17 protein-coding genes are annotated in these 18,154 nt (G+C 44.3%); 7 read left to right on the top strand and 10 right to left on the bottom strand.

Going from position 1 to position 18,154, the window contains the following annotated elements; translation table 11 throughout:
* Window positions 1-110: 110 nt before the first annotated feature.
* From uppS to IE165_RS00835, 4 genes are all read right to left on the bottom strand, one after another.
* Window positions 111-848: an undecaprenyl pyrophosphate synthase gene (gene uppS, locus IE165_RS00820; RefSeq protein WP_189624695.1), complete on the bottom strand. Its 738-nt coding sequence runs from the start codon at window positions 846-848 to the stop codon at window positions 111-113.
* 19 nt (window positions 849-867) lie between these two features.
* Window positions 868-1,689 (bottom strand): type IX secretion system protein PorG, encoded by an 822-nt coding sequence (porG, locus tag IE165_RS00825; protein ID WP_189624696.1) that lies wholly within the window; start codon window positions 1,687-1,689, stop codon window positions 868-870.
* Between the two features lie 74 nt (window positions 1,690-1,763).
* On the bottom strand, window positions 1,764-2,657 hold the full coding sequence (locus IE165_RS00830) for an NAD kinase (RefSeq protein ID WP_189624697.1): 894 nt from the start codon (window positions 2,655-2,657) through the stop codon (window positions 1,764-1,766).
* A 52-nt stretch (window positions 2,658-2,709) separates the two neighbouring features.
* Window positions 2,710-3,372, bottom strand: a complete 663-nt coding sequence (locus IE165_RS00835; protein WP_189624698.1) for a CBS domain-containing protein — start codon at window positions 3,370-3,372, stop codon at window positions 2,710-2,712.
* 197 nt (window positions 3,373-3,569) lie between these two features.
* On the opposite strand from IE165_RS00835, the gene glsA reads away from it, so the two are divergent.
* Window positions 3,570-4,403, top strand: coding sequence for a lyso-glycine lipid O-acyltransferase GlsA (gene glsA / locus IE165_RS00840; protein ID WP_189624699.1), 834 nt, complete (start codon window positions 3,570-3,572; stop codon window positions 4,401-4,403).
* A 3-nt stretch (window positions 4,404-4,406) separates the two neighbouring features.
* On the top strand, window positions 4,407-5,366 hold the full coding sequence (gene glsB, locus IE165_RS00845) for a glycine N(alpha)-acyltransferase GlsB (RefSeq protein WP_189624700.1): 960 nt from the start codon (window positions 4,407-4,409) through the stop codon (window positions 5,364-5,366).
* Window positions 5,367-5,471: 105 nt separating this feature from the next.
* Here glsB and IE165_RS00850 read toward each other — a convergent pair whose 3' ends face one another.
* From IE165_RS00850 to ubiE, 5 genes are all read right to left on the bottom strand, one after another.
* The gene (locus IE165_RS00850; protein ID WP_229826238.1) at window positions 5,472-5,918 is read right to left on the bottom strand and encodes a GNAT family N-acetyltransferase; all 447 of its coding nucleotides are present in this window, start codon (window positions 5,916-5,918) and stop codon (window positions 5,472-5,474) included.
* Between the two features lie 5 nt (window positions 5,919-5,923).
* The gene (locus IE165_RS00855; protein WP_189624701.1) at window positions 5,924-6,376 is read right to left on the bottom strand and encodes a GatB/YqeY domain-containing protein; all 453 of its coding nucleotides are present in this window, start codon (window positions 6,374-6,376) and stop codon (window positions 5,924-5,926) included.
* An 86-nt stretch (window positions 6,377-6,462) separates the two neighbouring features.
* Window positions 6,463-7,227, bottom strand: coding sequence for an SDR family NAD(P)-dependent oxidoreductase (locus IE165_RS00860; RefSeq protein WP_189624702.1), 765 nt, complete (start codon window positions 7,225-7,227; stop codon window positions 6,463-6,465).
* A 2-nt stretch (window positions 7,228-7,229) separates the two neighbouring features.
* Window positions 7,230-8,060 carry a PorT gene (locus tag IE165_RS00865; protein WP_189624703.1) on the bottom strand — a complete coding sequence of 277 codons (831 nt, stop codon included), beginning with the start codon at window positions 8,058-8,060 and terminating at the stop codon, window positions 7,230-7,232.
* A complete protein-coding gene (gene ubiE, locus IE165_RS00870) occupies window positions 8,057-8,797 on the bottom strand; it encodes a bifunctional demethylmenaquinone methyltransferase/2-methoxy-6-polyprenyl-1,4-benzoquinol methylase UbiE (RefSeq protein ID WP_189624704.1) in 741 nt (246 codons plus the stop codon). Before ubiE ends, IE165_RS00865 begins: the two co-directional genes overlap by 4 nt.
* A 414-nt stretch (window positions 8,798-9,211) precedes the next feature.
* On the opposite strand from ubiE, the gene dnaB reads away from it, so the two are divergent.
* The 4 genes from dnaB to murA all read left to right on the top strand — a co-directional run bounded on the left by dnaB (window position 9,212) and on the right by murA (window position 15,449).
* Window positions 9,212-10,807 (top strand): replicative DNA helicase, encoded by a 1,596-nt coding sequence (gene dnaB / locus IE165_RS00875; protein ID WP_189624705.1) that lies wholly within the window; start codon window positions 9,212-9,214, stop codon window positions 10,805-10,807.
* Window positions 10,808-10,949: 142 nt separating this feature from the next.
* Window positions 10,950-13,223 (top strand): ATP-dependent helicase, encoded by a 2,274-nt coding sequence (locus IE165_RS00880; protein ID WP_189624706.1) that lies wholly within the window; start codon window positions 10,950-10,952, stop codon window positions 13,221-13,223.
* Between the two features lie 59 nt (window positions 13,224-13,282).
* Window positions 13,283-14,029 carry a DUF4290 domain-containing protein gene (locus tag IE165_RS00885; RefSeq protein WP_189624707.1) on the top strand — a complete coding sequence of 249 codons (747 nt, stop codon included), beginning with the start codon at window positions 13,283-13,285 and terminating at the stop codon, window positions 14,027-14,029.
* Between the two features lie 97 nt (window positions 14,030-14,126).
* Complete coding sequence (gene murA, locus IE165_RS00890; protein WP_189624708.1) at window positions 14,127-15,449, top strand: UDP-N-acetylglucosamine 1-carboxyvinyltransferase; 1,323 nt, start codon at window positions 14,127-14,129, stop codon at window positions 15,447-15,449.
* Between the two features lie 145 nt (window positions 15,450-15,594).
* On the opposite strand, the gene IE165_RS00895 is transcribed toward murA, so the two are convergent.
* A complete protein-coding gene (locus IE165_RS00895) occupies window positions 15,595-16,575 on the bottom strand; it encodes a 2-hydroxyacid dehydrogenase (RefSeq protein ID WP_189624709.1) in 981 nt (326 codons plus the stop codon).
* Between the two features lie 207 nt (window positions 16,576-16,782).
* Here IE165_RS00895 and IE165_RS00900 point away from each other — a divergent pair, with 207 nt between their 5' ends.
* The gene (locus tag IE165_RS00900; RefSeq protein ID WP_189624710.1) at window positions 16,783-18,102 is read left to right on the top strand and encodes an ammonium transporter; all 1,320 of its coding nucleotides are present in this window, start codon (window positions 16,783-16,785) and stop codon (window positions 18,100-18,102) included.
* Window positions 18,103-18,154 lie beyond the last annotated feature (52 nt).

Below are 18,154 nucleotides of genomic sequence, written 5' to 3' on the forward strand. Positions count from 1 at the left end.
TCTCGGTGCTAAAGTACACCAATCTGTTGTTAATTTTTGTTAAAAGAAAATAATTAATAACCAAGCTATTAATTAGGTATTTAATTAACGCTGCAAAGGTAAGCTAATTATTACAATTGTTCGCTCGTTTTCCCAAATCTTCTTTCCCGATGCTGATAATGATAGATTACTGCAAACAGATCTTCTCGCGTAAATTCAGGCCACATTTTTTCGAGAAAAACAAATTCTGTATACGCCATCTGATACAAAAGATAATTACTGATTCGCTGTTCACCACTGGTACGGATCATAAGATCCGGATCGGGCATGTCTGCCGTAAAAAGATGCTCACTGATTGTTTTTTCAGAGATGTCATCGATGTTCAGATTGCCTGCTTGTACAGATTTGACGATAGATTTCGTCGCTTCCACCAGTTCTGCCCGCGCTCCATAGCTCAAAGCAAGCGTGAGTACACAAGCGGTATTGTTTTTTGTGGTCTCTATGGTTTCGGTGAGCCTAGCTTGGCAATTCTTTGGCAAATCCTGTATGCTACCTATTGCGTTTAGTCTGATACCATTATCCATAAAGGTCTTGGTTTCCTTAGCTAGTGTATTTACCAAAAGCTCCATCAACGCTTTAACTTCAAGCTTGGGTCGATTCCAGTTCTCCGACGAAAAAGCATACAACGTCAGGTATTTTATTCCCATCTCGACACATCCTTCCATTGCTTCACGGACAGCGGAGACACCATTCTGATGGCCGAAGATACGAAGCTTACCAATACCTTTTGCCCACCGTCCGTTTCCATCCATGATGATTGCGATATGTGCGGGAAGCTTCTCTTTATTTATTTTATCTTTAAAATTCATTTTCACTTCTTAATAATACCTAGTTCCACCAGTAGCAGCGCTTACTGATAAGTGTGTAGGTGACTGTAAAACCAGCCGTCATGTATCCGTCGGTAGATCGGTTGTTCCCCTTCGCTTTGCCTTGGTAGGCCGCGATATTGCTAGGATCTGGATACGCAACAGACTCCCACCATATGCGGTCCATTTCGGGAAATGATGAAGCATATGCAGCGGGATATTGTCCGGGTGTGGGGTAATTATTGGAAATATTGTCTAAGTCATCATTGAAAACCACGCGATAAGCTAGCTCGGCCCCAAGGGACCAAGGGCCTTTTAGGTTGTACTTCATACCTAACCCGAAGGGAGCAGCTAGGGCAAACTTGCGAATGGTAGCATATTGCTGTAGCTGTAAATCTTCCATCCGGTGTCTTGTGCCATTCGTGCTGTACAGGTAAGGCTCATGCAGCAAGCCACCAATTCCGGCGAATAGATAGGGTGTGTACCGATTAACAGCACGCCCGGCTATAAATCGAAAAAAATTGAAATTGGCGCGTAAAGAAGCTTCATGCACGATATTATTAAACTTTTGCCCACGATTGTAACGGTACGGATCTTTGCTGTCGCGATCCGAAGCCTGTAAATGTAGCATTTGGTACCCGGCCTGAACGCCCCAGGTAGGGTTGATGTTATAAGTCAGTTGCAAGCCCGCGCCGCCGCTTTTAAAATACCAAGGATTTGACGGGTTAATGTCTCCCATGAATCCCGTCGCCGCTATATGGCCACCGATCTCCCATTGTTGGCAAAACAATGGCGACCAAGCGTGTGCGGCTACGACAAAAAGGATATGGGTAATGCGTTTCAAATTAGGTGTTTTCTGCTGTAAAGATAAGCGTTTTAAATAATAAGCTATTCGAAATTATGTTAAAAAGACTGCCTTCAATAGTTTCGAACGTCCAATCCCCAAAGTAATTTTTCGCGAAGTGTGCTGAAAAAGCTGTCTGAGGTCAGCCGAATAAGATGTATGCGAAAAGGCGCTCTTCGGATACATAACTTGGTGGTCGTCTCCAACGTTTCACTTTTGGAATCACAGCTTAGGATATATTTGTCCGTTCGGCTTTCGATCTCTAGTTCAAGCTCGCTATCCGCAGAGATGATAATGGGGCGTACATTGAGGTTGTGCGGCGAAATTGGCGTGATTACAAAATTGCCGCTGCCCGGCATGATGATTGGCCCTCCGCAACTCAACGAATAGGCCGTAGAGCCAGTGGGTGTAGCGATAATAATACCATCAGCCCAGTATGCGTTTAGGAGTTCGCCGTTCAACGTCGCGTGGACGGTGATCATGGACGAGGTATCATGTCGGAAAACCGTGATGTCATTCAGTGCGAAATTTTCGTGCCCAAAGATTTTGCTATCGTTGCCGGTTACTTCTAGCAGATCTCGGGCCTGCAACGTGTAATTGCCGGAAAAGATGTTATCTAACGCGTGGATCATCTCACTCTTGTGAATGGAGGCCAAGAAGCCCAATCTGCCAAAATTTATGCCGGCAATAGGGATTCCCGAATCCCGTACCTGCGATACGGCAGAAAGCATGGTGCCGTCGCCCCCTAAGCTCAGTAAAAAAAGAATGCCACTGGGTAAGTCGTGATGGCTGTAATAGAGCAGGAAGTTATCCGGACATTCAAATTGTTGCTTTAGAAAGTCATAAAAGTCTGAATGGATATAGATGAGGATATCCTTTTCGTTTAGGTAGGAAAAGAGCTGTTCGACATACGGCACGACGGACGAATTGAAAGCCCTTCCATATATCGCGATGGATTTTCTTTGCATGCGCGGTGGTTTTGACAAAACTTATGCAAAGATGCTAAAAAATAGGCTATTCTTATAAATTTAAATAATTCATCAGGATGTCGTAACGCTCTTGGATATCGGAATCTTGGCTACCATCATTGAAGGTTGCCTTCACCGTGTAATCGAATCGCCACAGCGATGCAACAAGACTAGCAATATTCTTTTTGTCAACTTTTATGGTCATCTCAACTTTCGTCGTTTCCGGTATTTCACGGATAGCCGTGTTGAGGATCCGAACATTCTCTGATTCAAAAAGATGGGCTATGTGCGAAAACGAGACATCATGCTTGCCGAATTCCAAAACAATGATGGCTCCTGCAGCTTGATTGCCAAGCGTCTGATTGAGCGCATTTAGCAATTCGGGAAGCGTAAGAACTCCTATAAACGCGTTGTCTTTGTCCAAAACGGGCAAGACCGATAGCTGGTGTGCTGACATGTATTGCAATGCATCGTAACTATGTTGGTAGGCATAGAGGTATACAAAACGGAAAGATACCGATAGACTGCGTATAGGTAGGTCTTCATCATGCGCAGCTAGCAGATCATCCTCGGATAGCAACCCTAAAAAATCCTGATTGTCCACCACGGCAAGTTGAGTACAATGAAATTCGTTCATCTTGTCCAGCGCAAACCCGATGCTATCATTCGGTTTGATATCAACGTGGCTTTCGGATAAAATTTCGCCTATATACATGGTGCATCTATTTATAGTATTAAACCATATAAACGAGAAAACGTTTAATGGCCCATTACGGAATTGGGGCTAATTTATAAATTATCCATCAATAGTTGCGCGCGGCTTTTCCTGTAAACAACTTTTTACAGCATTAAAATATATTTTCCTTAATTTTACGGCATTAATGAACGAGGTCATATATTCAGGTTAATAAGATGGTTGAAGAAGCGGAGAACGTAAAATTTATTCAAGTACGTGAAGTGATCCATAAGAAAAGCCCTACGTTAGCGAAGTGGATTCCAAAGCCTTTAATCAGTTATTTGGAGAACGTCATTCATGAAGACGAAATTAACCACATCATGACAAAATTCAAGAATCAGTTTGGGCTGGATTTTGTGGACGATTTGATTCGCGAGCTCGGCGTCCAAGTAGTGTTGGAAGGAACCGAGCACATACCGGAAAATGATCCGGTTATTTTTGCGTCGAATCATCCGTTGGGAGGCTTGGACGGTATCGCGATAATGCATGCTATCGGGCAGTATCGACGCGATGTTAAGTTTTTGGTGAATGATATCTTGATGAACATTCGGAATTTGGAACCGCTGTTCATTCCGGTCAACAAAGTCGGAAATCAAGCCAAAAGTGGCATTTTGGCGATAGACCAAGCCTATGCTGCGGAAAATGCCTTACTTATTTTCCCCGCCGGTTTGGTTTCTAGAAAGATCGGAGGTAAGATTGCGGATTTGGAATGGAAAAAAAGCTTTATCACCAAAGCAAAAAAATATAAAAGAGACATCGTTCCTGTGTATATCGATGGGAAAAATTCCAATTTTTTCTATAATTTAGCTAGACTAAGAGAAAAAATAGGTGTCAAAGCAAATTTGGAAATGCTGTATTTGCCGGACGAGATGTTTTCACAGAGGAACCAAACGGTGACTATCCGCTTTGGCGAACGTATCTCGTATAATCATTTTGACATATCCAAGAGTGAACGAGAGTGGGCTCGCGAAGTGCGGGAAATAGTCTATAGAATGGGGGATAAAAAATAATATATGCAAGAAATTATCGCGCCAGTAGAGCGAGCATTAATCAAAAGTGAGCTGACGAGAGAAGCCTTTGTACGGTATACCAATAATGGAAACAATGAAGTGTACTTAGTTAATTATCACTCGGCACCAAATATTATGCAAGAAATTGGCCGTTTGCGTGAGCTTACATTTCGAGGAGCAGGAGGTGGAACAGGGCTATCTATAGATATTGATGAGAATGATACCTGCGAACATAATTATGACCAGTTGATTGCCTGGAATCCGGAGGAAGAGGAGATTATTGCCGGCTACAGGGTGATGAAGTGTTCAGACGCGTTGGATAAAGATGGAAATCTACACCTTTCCACTGCACATTACTTCGCATTTTCTGATACGTTTGTCCGGGATTATCTTCCTTATACATTAGAGCTTGGGCGATCATGGGTTCAGCCGCGCTATCAACCGGCTATCGATAATCGAAAAGGACTGTTTTCTTTGGACAATTTGTGGGACGGCTTAGGAGCATTGGTCATGATCAATCCCGAGATCAAATATCTCTTCGGGAAGGTAACGATGTACCCCCAATACCATGCAGTTGCACGGGACTTGTTGATTTATTTTATGGAGCATTATTTCCCCGATAACGAGAAGCTTGTAGTGCCGTTTGCCAAACTGAATCTTTCCTACAAAACGGATATCTCGGCATATCACGGCATTTTCGATGGCCTGGACTATAAGGAAGGCTATAAGGTTCTAAATACAAAAGTTCGCGAATTGGGCGAAAATATTCCGCCGCTGATCAATACGTATATGAATCTTTCCCCCAGCATGCGTACGTTTGGTACGGCGCTAAACGATGAATTCGGGGAAGTGGAAGAAACGGGCATCATGATCACCTTGGAAGATATCTATCCAGCAAAAAAAGAACGTCATATGGTTACGTTCGAACGTGACCGTCATTACGGCGAAAAACCGCAAAAGTAGTTAGCGCGAAAGAAAAATATAATGCCGGTGCACGATCAATCTTTGATAGATGGGCAGATTTATATAAGAACAGCCTTTGTGAAATCAATTCACAAAGGCTGTTGCTTATTTTTTTAACATTTCGATATGAGGTATGTTATCTTCTAGATAGACTTCACTGACTTTTTCAAACCCGAGATCTTCATAGAACTTTTGTAAGTAAAGCTGCCCGCTGATGCGAATTGGTGTCGATGGTTCTACGGATTTCCAGTATGCGATCGCATGGTTCATGAGTTCTTTGCCAATGCGGTATTTTCGGTAATCAGCACGTACAACCACTCGACCGATAGATAGGTCCGAGTAGGAAATTCCAGCTGGTAGCAAACGTGCGTATGCCACAATCTGTTGGTTGTGCGTGCCAAATAGATGTAGGGAAGCGAGATCTTTGTCATCACATTCCCGATAAAGACAATCTTGCTCAAGCATAAAAACGTCAATACGCAACTGCAGAATTTGGTACAGCTGTAACCCACTGAGTTCGGCAAAGGGTTTGACCACCCATTGAATTTCCATCTCAGTTATTCAGATAGTAAGGATTTAACAACCTCCGATATCGTACGACCATCCGCTTGTCCAGCCAGTTGTTGGTTGGCCAGCCCCATTACTTTCCCCATATCCTTCACAGAAGAAGCACCGACGGTTTTAATGATGTCTTTGACGATTGTTGCCACGGCCTCTCGATCCAGTTGTTTCGGAAGATACTCCTCAATAACTTGCTGTTCTTCTAACTCGATGGTATATAAGTCATCGCGGTTTTGTTGCTTATAGATCTCGCCAGACTCCTTACGTTGCTTAACCAGTTTTTGCAGTACTTTGATTTCCGCTTCTGTCGAGAGCTCCTCTGTATGTCCTTTCTCCGTTTTAGCCAATAGAATAGCTGCTTTAACGGCGCGTAATCCCCGAAGACGGGCATTGTCTTTGGCAATCATCGCTGCCTTTATATCTTGATTGATCTTTTGTTCTAGTGTCATGATTTAAAAATTAAAAAGTTTAAACTAAAAAGTTGAGCGGATAAAATGTTCATTCTTGTTCGGTGTATATGCCCTTGAAACGATGCTTAATCGTCACGTTTTATGATCGTAGCTGATGCCTGTGCGGTCGGCATCACCAGCAGATCGTTGATGTTGACGTGGGGAGGACGCGATAGCACAAAAGCAATAATTTCGGCAATGTCGGTGCCCGAAAGGGGTGTTAGGCCTTGGTACACATTCTTAGCTCGTTCCTTATCGCCTTTAAAGCGCACTTCCGAAAACTCCGTTTCAACCATTCCTGGATCGATAGAAGACACCCGAATGCCCTTCGCTAAAAGATCCATACGCATCGCTTTTGTCAGCGCGTCTACAGCGTGCTTTGTAGCGCAATATACATTGCCGTTTGGATAGACCTCCTTGCCCGCAATAGATCCGATGTTGATGATGTGTGGATTTTCGCTGTTTGCCAGTAGTGGGACGGTGTGTTTCGTGACATACAACAAGCCCTTCACATTCGTGTCGATCATCCGATCCCAATCGCCCGTATCACCATGGTCAATCCCATCTAGCCCTTGGCTTAACCCAGCGTTGTTTATCAATACATCGATCTTGCGCCAACTTTCTGGCAGATTAGCCAAGGCAGTCTCCACGGCAGCGCGATCCCGCACATCGAGCTCGAAGCACAATATCTCGCAGGATCGATAAGTGGATTGGATACGTCGTTTCAGTTCTTCCAAACGGTTTAATCTCCGTGCACAAAGCAATAGCCTGTAATTCGATTCTTTGGCAAGTACGGCGGCACATGCTTGGCCAATTCCCGAACTTGCTCCCGTTATAAGTACTGTTCTCATGGTTATTGAAAAATTAAACTGAATTGTATGTTTCGCAGGTACGTTTTGTCTAGCGGAGCCATGAAGGCATTGTTACGAGCAAAAGCATGGCTTCTGTCGAGTACGTCTCCGAAGCTTTGAATAAATTTGACTTCGGGCGATACCCGAAAAAATGGAAAGAAAATCTCCACGCCAACACCAGCTTCCCATGCCAAGTAACCAGATTTTAAGACGATGGGCTGTGGACGATTTTCCAGCGGACTCGCCATCCACTCTTCGTATTCGCCCACTAAATTAATCCACCGGGTGTAACGTATTCCTCCTGTGACATAACCCCGGTAGCGATTGAATTTGTTTTTTAATATTTTCTCGTCGGATCGAAAACGTATATTGAAAGGGAACTCAAACGCATTGAAATTAGAGCCCTCGCGTTGTGCGCTCACATGTCGCATGTTTCGTATCACGGGTTCGCTTTGAGCGATCGTGTCCTGATATTGGATGCCCGAATTATTGATGAATCGGAAGCTTGGGGAAAAAGTAGAGGAGAGGTTATCTGAAAACCTAACCTCAATAGGTAACCCTACAGACATTCCATGGCCAGTCTTACTGGCAATAGCAGAGAAATTACCAATGTACAGATCGTTGTTTTCCGGGACAGTTGTGTTTCCTAACGATGTCCAATTGTCTTTTAGTCCTATTAGGTAGCTGCTGTTAACATAATTGTACTGTAACCCCATCGAAAGCCAAGCTTCCTCATCGTAGAAAGCCGAGAAAGGCAGCGAGAGGCTTTTTTGCGCCTGAGCATTACCTGTTAACGCGAAAAAGCTCCATATTAAGACAGCAAGCCGTCTCATTTGGTGCATTCATAAATGGTGCAAAAACCAAACGTCTGCGGTCTTACTTTTGTTTCGCTAAATCCTACAGCTTGCGTGATAGCGGCAAACCTACTGCCATCAGGAAAATTGGCAACGGATTCGGGGAGGTAAGCGTATGCGTTGGCATCTTTGGATATCATCTTTCCTACAGCGGGTGTGAGCTTGTGGAAATAGAAATGATAAAGCTGCTTAATCGGAAACGCAGTTGGATTGGATAATTCCAATATCACCGCGCGACCTCCAGGTTTCAAGACCCGCCGGATATCGGCTAACCCTTGGGGCAAATTTTCAAAATTGCGCACACCGAAAGCTACGGTCACAGCATCGAACGTATTATCTTCGAATTGTAGTTTTTCCGAATCGCCAAGCTGAACTTCCAGACGATCCGCCAGACCTTTTTTAACTATTTTTTCCTGTGCCACGGCCAACATGCCCGAGGAGATGTCTACACCGATAATTTTTCGTGGATTCAATATGCGAAGGGATTCGATGGCGAAGTCTCCCGTGCCCGTTGCTACATCCAAAATAAGCTGTGGTGCCAAATTTTGCAAGGACCGAATAGCCTTTTTACGCCATATCGTATCAATGCCCATAGTCATCATCCTATTCAGCATATCGTAGGTTTTTGATATGTTGTTGAACATGTCTGCCACCTGTTCTTTCTTTCCTCCGTCCTTCGTCTTGTAAGGCTTTATCGTCGATGTGTCATTTGCCATTCAACAAATATACGATATTGGAAAAGACTAAAAAAGAACGGCTACGTTAATAATTGAGCTAATTGTTTTATAACTCTTTGGCTGTTAACAGATAGCTGTATATATTGGATATTTATGCTTTAATAGGCCGTTTTATTATCGTTATCAACATCGCGGCTAGTTATTAACATATTGTTAAGTTGTTAGTTTTGAGCAGACTTTTATTATTGTTCACACGTTCTTAACATAGGTTGTGGAGAAAGCACCCTTCCCTAAGGGTATTTCTGAACGGCTTATTACGTACTTGTTTAAACAACGGAAAACGAGTGTTTAGAAATAGTTGGAAGGTTCCTCTTTATTTTTTATATTTTTGTTTCCCCGTTACGAGCACGGTCAGAAGACATACATTTTTTACACAGAACAACCTTTTTTGGAATGGCGACAGATAGTGAATTTTCGAATAATGCGGCCGGTAAATCAAATTTTGCTAAAAAGAGAGCGAATCTCAATAATTTGATCGGTGGCTTGGGGAAACTTCCTCCACAAGCGCTAGACCTTGAGGAGGCTGTTCTCGGTGCACTTATGTTGGAAAAAAATGCACTCAGCGAGATTATCGATATCCTGAAGCCGGATTCTTTTTATAAGGAATCGCACCAAAAGATTTATGAGGCAATTTTCAGCCTGTTCCAGCAAACATCGCCCATAGACCTCCTGACGGTGACGACCGAATTGCGTAAAATGGGTGCCTTGGAGATGGTTGGTGGAGCCTATTACATCACGCAATTGACAGATAGGGTCGTATCTGCTGCGAATATTGAATACCACGCGCGAATTATTTCCCAAAAATACATTCAGCGGGAGCTGATCAAAGTGTCAACGGAAATTATCAACAGTTCATACGATGAAACGGCCGATATTTTTGATCTTTTGGATCATGCCGAAAAGTCTTTGTTTGACATCGCGCAGAACAACTTGCGCCGTGACTCGCGGAAAATGGACGACATCATGCGGGAAGCGATTTCCAATTTGGAATTGCTGCGTGACCGTACCGATGGCCTAACGGGGATACCGTCGGGTCTAACCGCTTTAGATCGGATGACTTCTGGCTGGCAACCTTCGGATTTGGTAATCATTGCGGCACGTCCTGCTATGGGTAAGACAGCCTTCGTATTGTCCGTGGCACGCAATGCCGCTGTCGATCATCAACGAGCTGTGGCCGTATTCTCCTTGGAGATGTCTTCCGTACAGCTTGTCAATCGTTTAATTGCTGGAGAAACGGAGATCGAGCAGGAGAAGTTGAAAAAAGGAAATTTGGCCGATCACGAGTGGCAGCAGCTACACTCGCGTATCGGTAGGCTAACAGAAGCTCCCCTTATTATTGATGATACACCGGCTTTGAACGTATTTGAGTTTCGCGCCAAATGCCGCCGTTTAAAGGCGCAGCACGATATCCAGATGGTTATTGTGGATTACCTGCAGTTGATGCACGGTAAATCCGAGGGTAAGGGCGGCGGTAACCGCGAGCAGGAGATCGGTTCGATCTCGCGCGCTTTGAAATCGGTTGCCAAGGAGCTTAATATCCCGGTTCTTGCGCTTTCTCAGCTAAGCCGTGCGGTAGAATCTAGGCCAGGGAATAGCAAACGGCCCATGCTATCCGATTTGCGGGAGTCAGGATCTATTGAGCAGGATGCTGATATGGTACTGTTCCTTTACCGTCCCGAATATTACGGGCTTACGGAAGATGAAGAAGGAAGGCCAACAGCAGGTGTTGGCGAAGTCATTATTGCCAAACACCGTAACGGTGAAACGGGTATCGTACCACTGAAATTTGTGGGTAAGTTTGTCAAATTCGTGGATCTTGAAGAAGATTTTGCCGGTGCCGCTGGAGACTCATTTGCCGCAGGAAAAGATAGCTTTAGCTCGGCCATTAATCCTTCCGACGCTTTCGGAAACTTTGGCGGAGGCTTTGATGGTGGAGGGATAACGATGCCATCCCGTATGAACGATATGCCTGATGACGCGCCTTTCTAATTGCGGGCGGTCGCGGAATAAATAAATACGAAGCAAGCTGTTCGACAAGGCTTGCTTTTTATCTTCCATAGGGTATCGATTATTTTTACTAATTTTACCCATACTTTTTTGTTGAAACTTTCATAAAATTTAGGAGAAAGATTTGGATTATTTAGCAGGACTAAACCAGGCACAGCGCGCTGCCGTGGAACAGACTGAAGGGCCGGTGATGATTGTTGCAGGAGCAGGGTCGGGAAAAACGCGCGTTATTACCTATCGCGTAGCCCATCTGATTAGAAAGGGTGTGGATCCTTTTAATATTCTTGTATTGACGTTCACCAATAAGGCAGCCAAGGAGATGCGGGAACGTATTACGAGTGTGGTTGGAGCGGAAGCAAGAAATATTTGGATGGGAACGTTTCACTCGGTTTTTTCGCGTATTCTCCGGGTGGAGGCCGAATTAATCGGCTATCCCAAAAACTTTACCATATACGATAGCGATGATACGAAAAGCCTGATACGCGCTATTATCAAGGAAATGAACCTAGATGACAAGCTGTACAATGCCAATCATGTTTATGGACGTATATCTTCGGCAAAAAACAATTTGATCTCTCCGCAAGAGTACAATAAGAATGAGGCCATCATGGCAGAAGATATCGCCAATGGGCGGGGACAACTGGGGCAAATTTACATGACCTACGCGCAGCGTTGCTATCGGGCCGGGGCAATGGATTTCGATGACCTATTGTTCAAGACTAACGTCTTGCTGAATAAGCACCCCGATGTGCTGCACAAATACCAGCATCAATTTAAATACTTGATGGTGGATGAATACCAGGATACCAACTTTTCGCAATACCTGATTGTAAAGAGGTTGGCGGCGGTGAATGAGAATATTTGCGTGGTGGGGGACGATGCACAAAGTATCTATGCGTTTCGGGGCGCTAACATCCAAAATATCCTTAATTTTCAGAAAGACTACCCTGATGTGCAGGTGTTTAAGCTGGAACAGAATTATCGTTCGACTAAGATGATTGTCAATGCGGCTAACAGCGTGATCGAAAAAAACCAAAACCAGTTGGAGAAAAATGTGTTCTCTGAAAATGAGGACGGCGACAAGATCAAAGTAACACGCGCATTCTCAGACAACGAGGAAGGGAAGATTGTGGCCGAAGCAATTTCGCAGGAGCGTTCTTTAAAAGGCTTGAAGTATAAAGATTTCGCGATACTTTATCGCACAAATGCGCAATCACGTGCGATGGAGGAAGCCTTGCGTAAATTAAATGTGCCCTACAAACTTTACGGCGGAACTTCATTCTATCAACGGAAGGAAATTAAAGACCTGATCGCTTATTTTCGCCTTACTTTCAATCCCAACGATGAAGAAGCGCTAAAGCGGGTGATCAACTACCCGCGCCGCGGGATCGGTGATACCTCGGTCGAAAAGATAATGGTGGCTGCGGATAAGCAACAGTATCGTTTGTGGGACGTGGTCGTGAATGCCCAAATGTTTCTGGACGGACGTAGTGCTACGGCGGTCGGCAATTTCGGGTTGATGATTCAAAGTTTCCAAGCTACAGCAAAGTCGAATTCAGCGTTTGATACGGCAATGCATATCGCACAGCATTCTGGGATCTTAAAAGACTTGTATGAAGACAAATCTGTGGAAGGCCTTAACCGCTACGAGAATATCCAGGAGCTTTTGAACGGTATCAAAGAATTTTCTGAGCGGGAAGATATTGAAGATAAGGGTCTTGATGTGTTTATGCAAGACATCGCGCTTTTAACGAACGATGACAATGACAAGGATCCTAACGCGGATACGGTATCGTTAATGACGATCCACTCTTCGAAGGGGTTGGAGTTTCCGGTCGTTTTTATTGTAGGGCTGGAAGAAAACCTTTTTCCTTCCCAATTGTCTTTAAACTCGCGTTCCGAACTGGAAGAAGAACGACGTTTGTTTTATGTAGCGGTGACACGTGCGGAGAAGAAGTTACATTTGTCGTACGCGACGTCTAGGTATCGTTGGGGGACATTAAACAACTGCGAACCCAGTCGTTTTTTGGACGAATTGAATCCCGCCTGTTTAGAATTGGATTTTCAACCTCGAAGCGTATCGACGGGAATGGATGCTGGTTTTCAGTCCGAACGAATCGCTTGGAAGCAGAAAGAAGGTGATACGTTTTCCAAACCGAAGCCAAAAGGAGTTAAGACGACGTCCATATTGCCAAAAGCCCACATTCCTACCGAAGGGTTTGCCCCTTCGGATACTTCGGGTCTTCAGGTGGGTATGGAAGTGGAACATGAACGGTTCGGATTTGGTAAAGTGGTAAGCTTAGAGGGAAATAAACCTGATATAAAAGCGACAATTTTCTTCAAAGAGTTGGGACAGAAACAATTGTTGCTTAAATTTGCAAAACTTCGAGTAATTTAGATAAGATAAAATAATAACAGCCGCTGGTTAGATATTGAATTAGCGTGAAACTTAACAATATGGATTTCGATTACAATAGCACCCGGCCAAAGCTCATTTTGGCAGAATATGGAAGGAACGTACAGAATATGGTGGATTATATCTGTTCACTTCCTACAAAAGAAGAAAGAAACCGCTATGCACAGGTGGTGATTGATATGATGGGGGTGCTCAACCCGCATCTGCGCGATGTATCGGATTTCAAACATAAATTATGGGATCATCTTCATATCATCTCTGATTTTAAAATCGATGTCGAGTCGCCTTACCCAGTGCCCGATCGCGATGCGATACATAAAAGACCAGAGCTATTAAACTATCCGCAACATGCAATCCGCTTCAAGCACTACGGCTATACCGTGGAACGTATGATTGAAAAAGCACTAGCCATGCCAACGCCAGAATACCGTGACCGGATGGCTATCTCGGTTGCAAACTTTATGAAGATGGCTTATACGACTTGGAACAAGGACTCGGTGCAAGATGAACATATCATCCAAGATCTATTCGAATTATCGAAAGGGCAACTTCGTTTGCCAGCTGATACGGTATTGACCAAGCTGGACTTCAAAACTCCCCCTCCGGGAAATCGGACAAAAAGTGCTGCAACATCTAATTCCAACAATAATAATAACCATGGCAGCCATCAAAAGAGCGGAGGTTCAGGGCATAGCCATGGCCACCGTGACAATAATAGGAAATTTAGCGGCGGTAGCGGCGGCGGGAAAAAGAATTTTGTTCCAAAAAAAGGCGGTTTTAAAAGATAAGGCTATTTGCTAGCTAAAGCACAGGAGAGCAATTGCGTGGCGAACATCGTTATCCAATTGCTCTTTTTTTAATTACAATTAACGTGTATCCCAACATATGAATGCATTTGAAATAAAAGGAGGAAAGAAATTAAAGGGAGAAATTGTTCCGCAAGGTGCCAAGAATGAAGCGTTGCAGATCTTATCGGCAGTCCTCTTGACGGAAGATAAAATGACCATCAGCAATATCCCAGATATCAAGGATGTGAACAAACTGATCGATCTGCTCGCTGCGTTGGGCGTTTCTGTTCAGCGGCTGAGTAAAGATACCTACGAATTTGAAGCAAAAAATATCCATATCGACTATTTCCAGTCCGAGGAATTTAAGCATAAAGGTGGTGGACTTCGCGGTTCCATTATGATTGTAGGTCCTTTGTTGGCTCGTTTTGGAAAAGCAGCAATCCCGAAGCCAGGAGGAGATAAGATTGGTCGCCGACGTTTAGATACGCATTTTTTGGGCTTTGAAAAACTCGGGGCTAAATTTGTTTACGATGCGGAAAACAACTTTTTCAACGTGGATGCAACAGCCTTACGAGGCACCTACATCCTGTTGGACGAGGCCTCGGTAACCGGTACGGCGAATGTGGTCATGGCAGCCGTGTTGGCCAAAGGGACGACCACGATTTACAATGCCGCTTGTGAGCCTTATCTGCAGCAGCTTTGTAAGATGCTAAACCGGATGGGGGCTCAGATTTCTGGTATTGGTTCCAACTTATTGACTATCGAAGGTGTAGACCGTCTGCACGGAACCGAGCACCGAATGCTGCCGGATATGATCGAAATAGGTTCCTTTATTGGCCTCGCCGCCATGACCGGTTCGGAGATAACAATTAAAGATGTTTGTTTTAAAGAACTCGGGATTATTCCGACAATCTTTTCTAAATTGGGTATTCAGTTCGAATTACGTGGCGACGATATCTACATTCCCTCGCAGGAGTCGTATGCTATCGATACGTTTATCGATGGATCAATTCTTACGGTTTCCGATGCGCCTTGGCCCGGTTTCACGCCAGATTTGCTCAGCATCGTTTTGGTGACTGCAATCCAGGCCAAAGGAAATGTACTCATCCACCAAAAGATGTTCGAGAGTCGGTTGTTCTTTGTTGATAAGCTCATCGATATGGGAGCGCAGATTATCTTGTGTGATCCGCATCGTGCCACTGTTATAGGTTTGAATAAACAAAATAAACTTCGCGGTATCGAAATGACGTCACCTGATATTCGTGCAGGTGTTTCTCTGCTGATTGCAGCCTTATCTGCACAGGGGAAATCCGTTATCTATAACATCGAACAAATTGAACGGGGGTATCAAGACATTGAAGAACGACTAAAAGCTTTAGGAGCCGATATCCGCAGGGTAGAGGCGCAACCATCCCATTAAAGCGGAACGATTGATCGCTAATTTCCGTCGTTCTGTATAACGTTGACCAAGTGAAAGGCCTTGCTCCTTCAAACTTGGTCAACGTCCTGTTTTCCGTCGGTTTTTCGTTTTCGCAGTACGCTCTTCGACCACATGGAGCGGTAATTTATCTCTTATTGTACACGTCTTCGTTGATCACCTGCGGCATTTTTTGTCCATTTTTTACAGCAATCAGGTTCTTTGCGGCAAGGAGTGCCATTTTTGTTCGCGTTTCCAAGGTTGCCGATCCAATATGCGGAAAAATACACGCGTTGGCCATGTTCAAAAGCGGATTGTCGGGAAGCATAGGCTCGGGGTCAGTGACGTCGAGTCCGGCGCCCCAAATTTCCTTTTTTTGCAATGCTTCGATAAGGTCTGGCTCATGGTGTATCCGTCCGCGTGCGGTGTTGATGAAGATGGCGGAGTTTTTCATCCTGCGGAAGCTATCTTTGTTGAAACGATGTGCTGTTTCGGCTGTCAAGTTGGTGTGTACCGAGAGCACGTCGCTGTGGCGAAGCAAATCGTCAAAATTAACGTAAGTGGCCTCCACAGCCTCTTCGGCCTGTGGGTTCCGATGCCTGTTGTGATAGATGATTTTCATGCCGTACGCGGCTTTTGCTTTCCTTGCGAGTGATAGCCCTATCCGGCCCAGCCCAAAAATACCCAAGGTCTTCCCCTGCAGTTCTACGCCCAAATGCTTCGTAAATTCAAAATCGGTCCAAGCACCGTCACGCACCTGCATAGCTCTAAAAAATGCTTTCCTTGATACGGCCAACATCAGCAGAAAGGCAATGTCTGCTGTAGCATCGCTTAAAACATCTGGGGTGTTGCTGATCGGAATGCTAGCTGCAGTAGCAGCGTTCAGGTCTACATGGTCGTAGCCAACACTAGTCAAGGCAATTCCTTTTAGATGCGCGCAGGCTTCAAAAAAGTCGGCGTCTAACTGTCCTTGACCAACATTTAAAAGGTAGTCGGCATGTTTGCAAGCCATAATAAGCTGTTGTGGAGATAGTCTCGATCCCGATTCGTTTATGGAAATATCAAAACCGGATTCCGTTAGGAGATCTATTGCCGGAAGTGGGATATCTTTCGAAATAAATAACTTCATGTCTTTTTTTTAACAATATACGGTTTTGTGTTATCTATCGGATGTTTATATATCATTATGCTTGTTTTTATTTTGGATTCATTGCCTTATTTCTCTTAGTTTTTTTATTTAATACAATGAAAACCCATAAAAAATCCTATTTTTTTAAAAAAAGTATTGTTTTGTTGTGTTTTTTATATATAATTGCAATGTAAAATCAATAAACTTATGTCTACAGCACAGAAAAAATCGTTATTTCCATTTCTTATTATGGTCGCTTTGGTGATTATTGCTTTTTTTAATCCGTCGCTACCTACGAATGCGAGTGAATATGAGTACAACGCCGCAGATGTGGCGTGGATGCTTACGTCTACTGCGTTAGTTTTGATCATGACCCCCGGATTAGCCTATTTTTATGGAGGTATGGTTAAAAAGAAGAATGTCATTTCGACGATGTTGCAAAGCTTTATTTGCATGGCGGTTGTGGCAGTGCTGTGGATAGCATTTGGTTTTAGTTTGGTTTTCGGCGATTCATTAGGCGGTGTTATAGGCAACCCAATGAGTTTCTTTATGTTTAGCGGTGTACTTGATCATGAGCCTTGGGCTGGCGCACCGACCATACCTTTTACGCTGTTTGCCATGTATCAGCTAAAATTTGCAATTATTACGCCTGCGCTTATTACCGGTGCATTTGCAGAGCGCATTCGCTTCACTTCATATATCTTGTTTATCTGCCTTTTCTTTATTTTTATTTATGCGCCATTGGCACACGCAACTTGGCATCCTGATGGGGTTTTGTTTAAAATGGGCGTTTTGGATTTTGCCGGCGGAACGGTTGTGCATATGTCCGCTGGCTTGACGGCTCTTGCTTCGGCCATTTATCTAAAACAAGGAAACGAGTGCAAGGAACATACACCGGCGCGTATTACCTACGTCCTTCTGGGTACCGGACTCCTTTGGTTTGGATGGTTCGGATTCAATGCTGGATCGGCATTTGGCGCTTCAGCATTGGCAGCGACAGCGATGGCGACAACCACAGCGGCTTCGGGTGCGGCAGCTGTTATGTACATTTTGTTCGATGCAGCTCGTGGTACAAAGCCATCTGCAATGGGTACTTGTATTGGTGTGGTGGTTGGTTTGGTTGCCATTACGCCAGCGGCAGGTTTTGTAACCGTTCCTCACTCCATTGTAATTGGCGCGGTCGCTGCTATCATCAGCCGCCTGCTTATTGAATGGCGTACGAAATCTAATATAGACGATACATTGGATGTTTTTCCCAGCCACGGTGTCGGCGGGATGGTTGGGATGCTGCTGACAGGTGTGTTTGCCCATTCTGCTATAAATGCAGCCGTTGAAACAAATGGTTTGTATTATGGTGAAACCGGACTATTTACCGCGCATGTCATTGGGCTGCTGGGTGCAACGGTATTCATTTTGGTATTGGCATTTGTGCTGCTGAAAGTTACCGATATCATTACCCCTCTCCGTGTAAATGAACAAGAAGAACTGGAAGGACTGGATCTATCCCAACATGGCGAAAAACTATAAGAGGTATTACTACTAACTAAATCCAATTGTGAATTGACCGTGCTCCAGTAGG

Source organism: Sphingobacterium griseoflavum (assembly GCF_014653155.1).
Classification (GTDB): Bacteria; Bacteroidota; Bacteroidia; order Sphingobacteriales; family Sphingobacteriaceae; genus Sphingobacterium; species Sphingobacterium griseoflavum.

Coding starts and splice junctions, on each gene's coding strand:
- IE165_RS00850 (WP_229826238.1), bottom strand. CDS start 5,918: ATGGAAATTCAATGGGTGGTCAAACCCTTTGCCGAACTCAGTGGGTTA.
- uppS (WP_189624695.1), bottom strand. CDS start 848: ATGAATTTTAAAGATAAAATAAATAAAGAGAAGCTTCCCGCACATATC.
- IE165_RS00865 (WP_189624703.1), bottom strand. CDS start 8,060: ATGAGACGGCTTGCTGTCTTAATATGGAGCTTTTTCGCGTTAACAGGT.
- IE165_RS00830 (WP_189624697.1), bottom strand. CDS start 2,657: ATGCAAAGAAAATCCATCGCGATATATGGAAGGGCTTTCAATTCGTCC.
- IE165_RS00855 (WP_189624701.1), bottom strand. CDS start 6,376: ATGACACTAGAACAAAAGATCAATCAAGATATAAAGGCAGCGATGATT.
- dnaB (WP_189624705.1), top strand. CDS start 9,212: ATGGCGACAGATAGTGAATTTTCGAATAATGCGGCCGGTAAATCAAAT.
- IE165_RS00900 (WP_189624710.1), top strand. CDS start 16,783: ATGTCTACAGCACAGAAAAAATCGTTATTTCCATTTCTTATTATGGTC.
- IE165_RS00895 (WP_189624709.1), bottom strand. CDS start 16,575: ATGAAGTTATTTATTTCGAAAGATATCCCACTTCCGGCAATAGATCTC.
- murA (WP_189624708.1), top strand. CDS start 14,127: ATGAATGCATTTGAAATAAAAGGAGGAAAGAAATTAAAGGGAGAAATT.
- IE165_RS00885 (WP_189624707.1), top strand. CDS start 13,283: ATGGATTTCGATTACAATAGCACCCGGCCAAAGCTCATTTTGGCAGAA.
- ubiE (WP_189624704.1), bottom strand. CDS start 8,797: ATGGCAAATGACACATCGACGATAAAGCCTTACAAGACGAAGGACGGA.
- glsA (WP_189624699.1), top strand. CDS start 3,570: ATGGTTGAAGAAGCGGAGAACGTAAAATTTATTCAAGTACGTGAAGTG.
- glsB (WP_189624700.1), top strand. CDS start 4,407: ATGCAAGAAATTATCGCGCCAGTAGAGCGAGCATTAATCAAAAGTGAG.
- IE165_RS00860 (WP_189624702.1), bottom strand. CDS start 7,227: ATGAGAACAGTACTTATAACGGGAGCAAGTTCGGGAATTGGCCAAGCA.
- IE165_RS00835 (WP_189624698.1), bottom strand. CDS start 3,372: ATGTATATAGGCGAAATTTTATCCGAAAGCCACGTTGATATCAAACCG.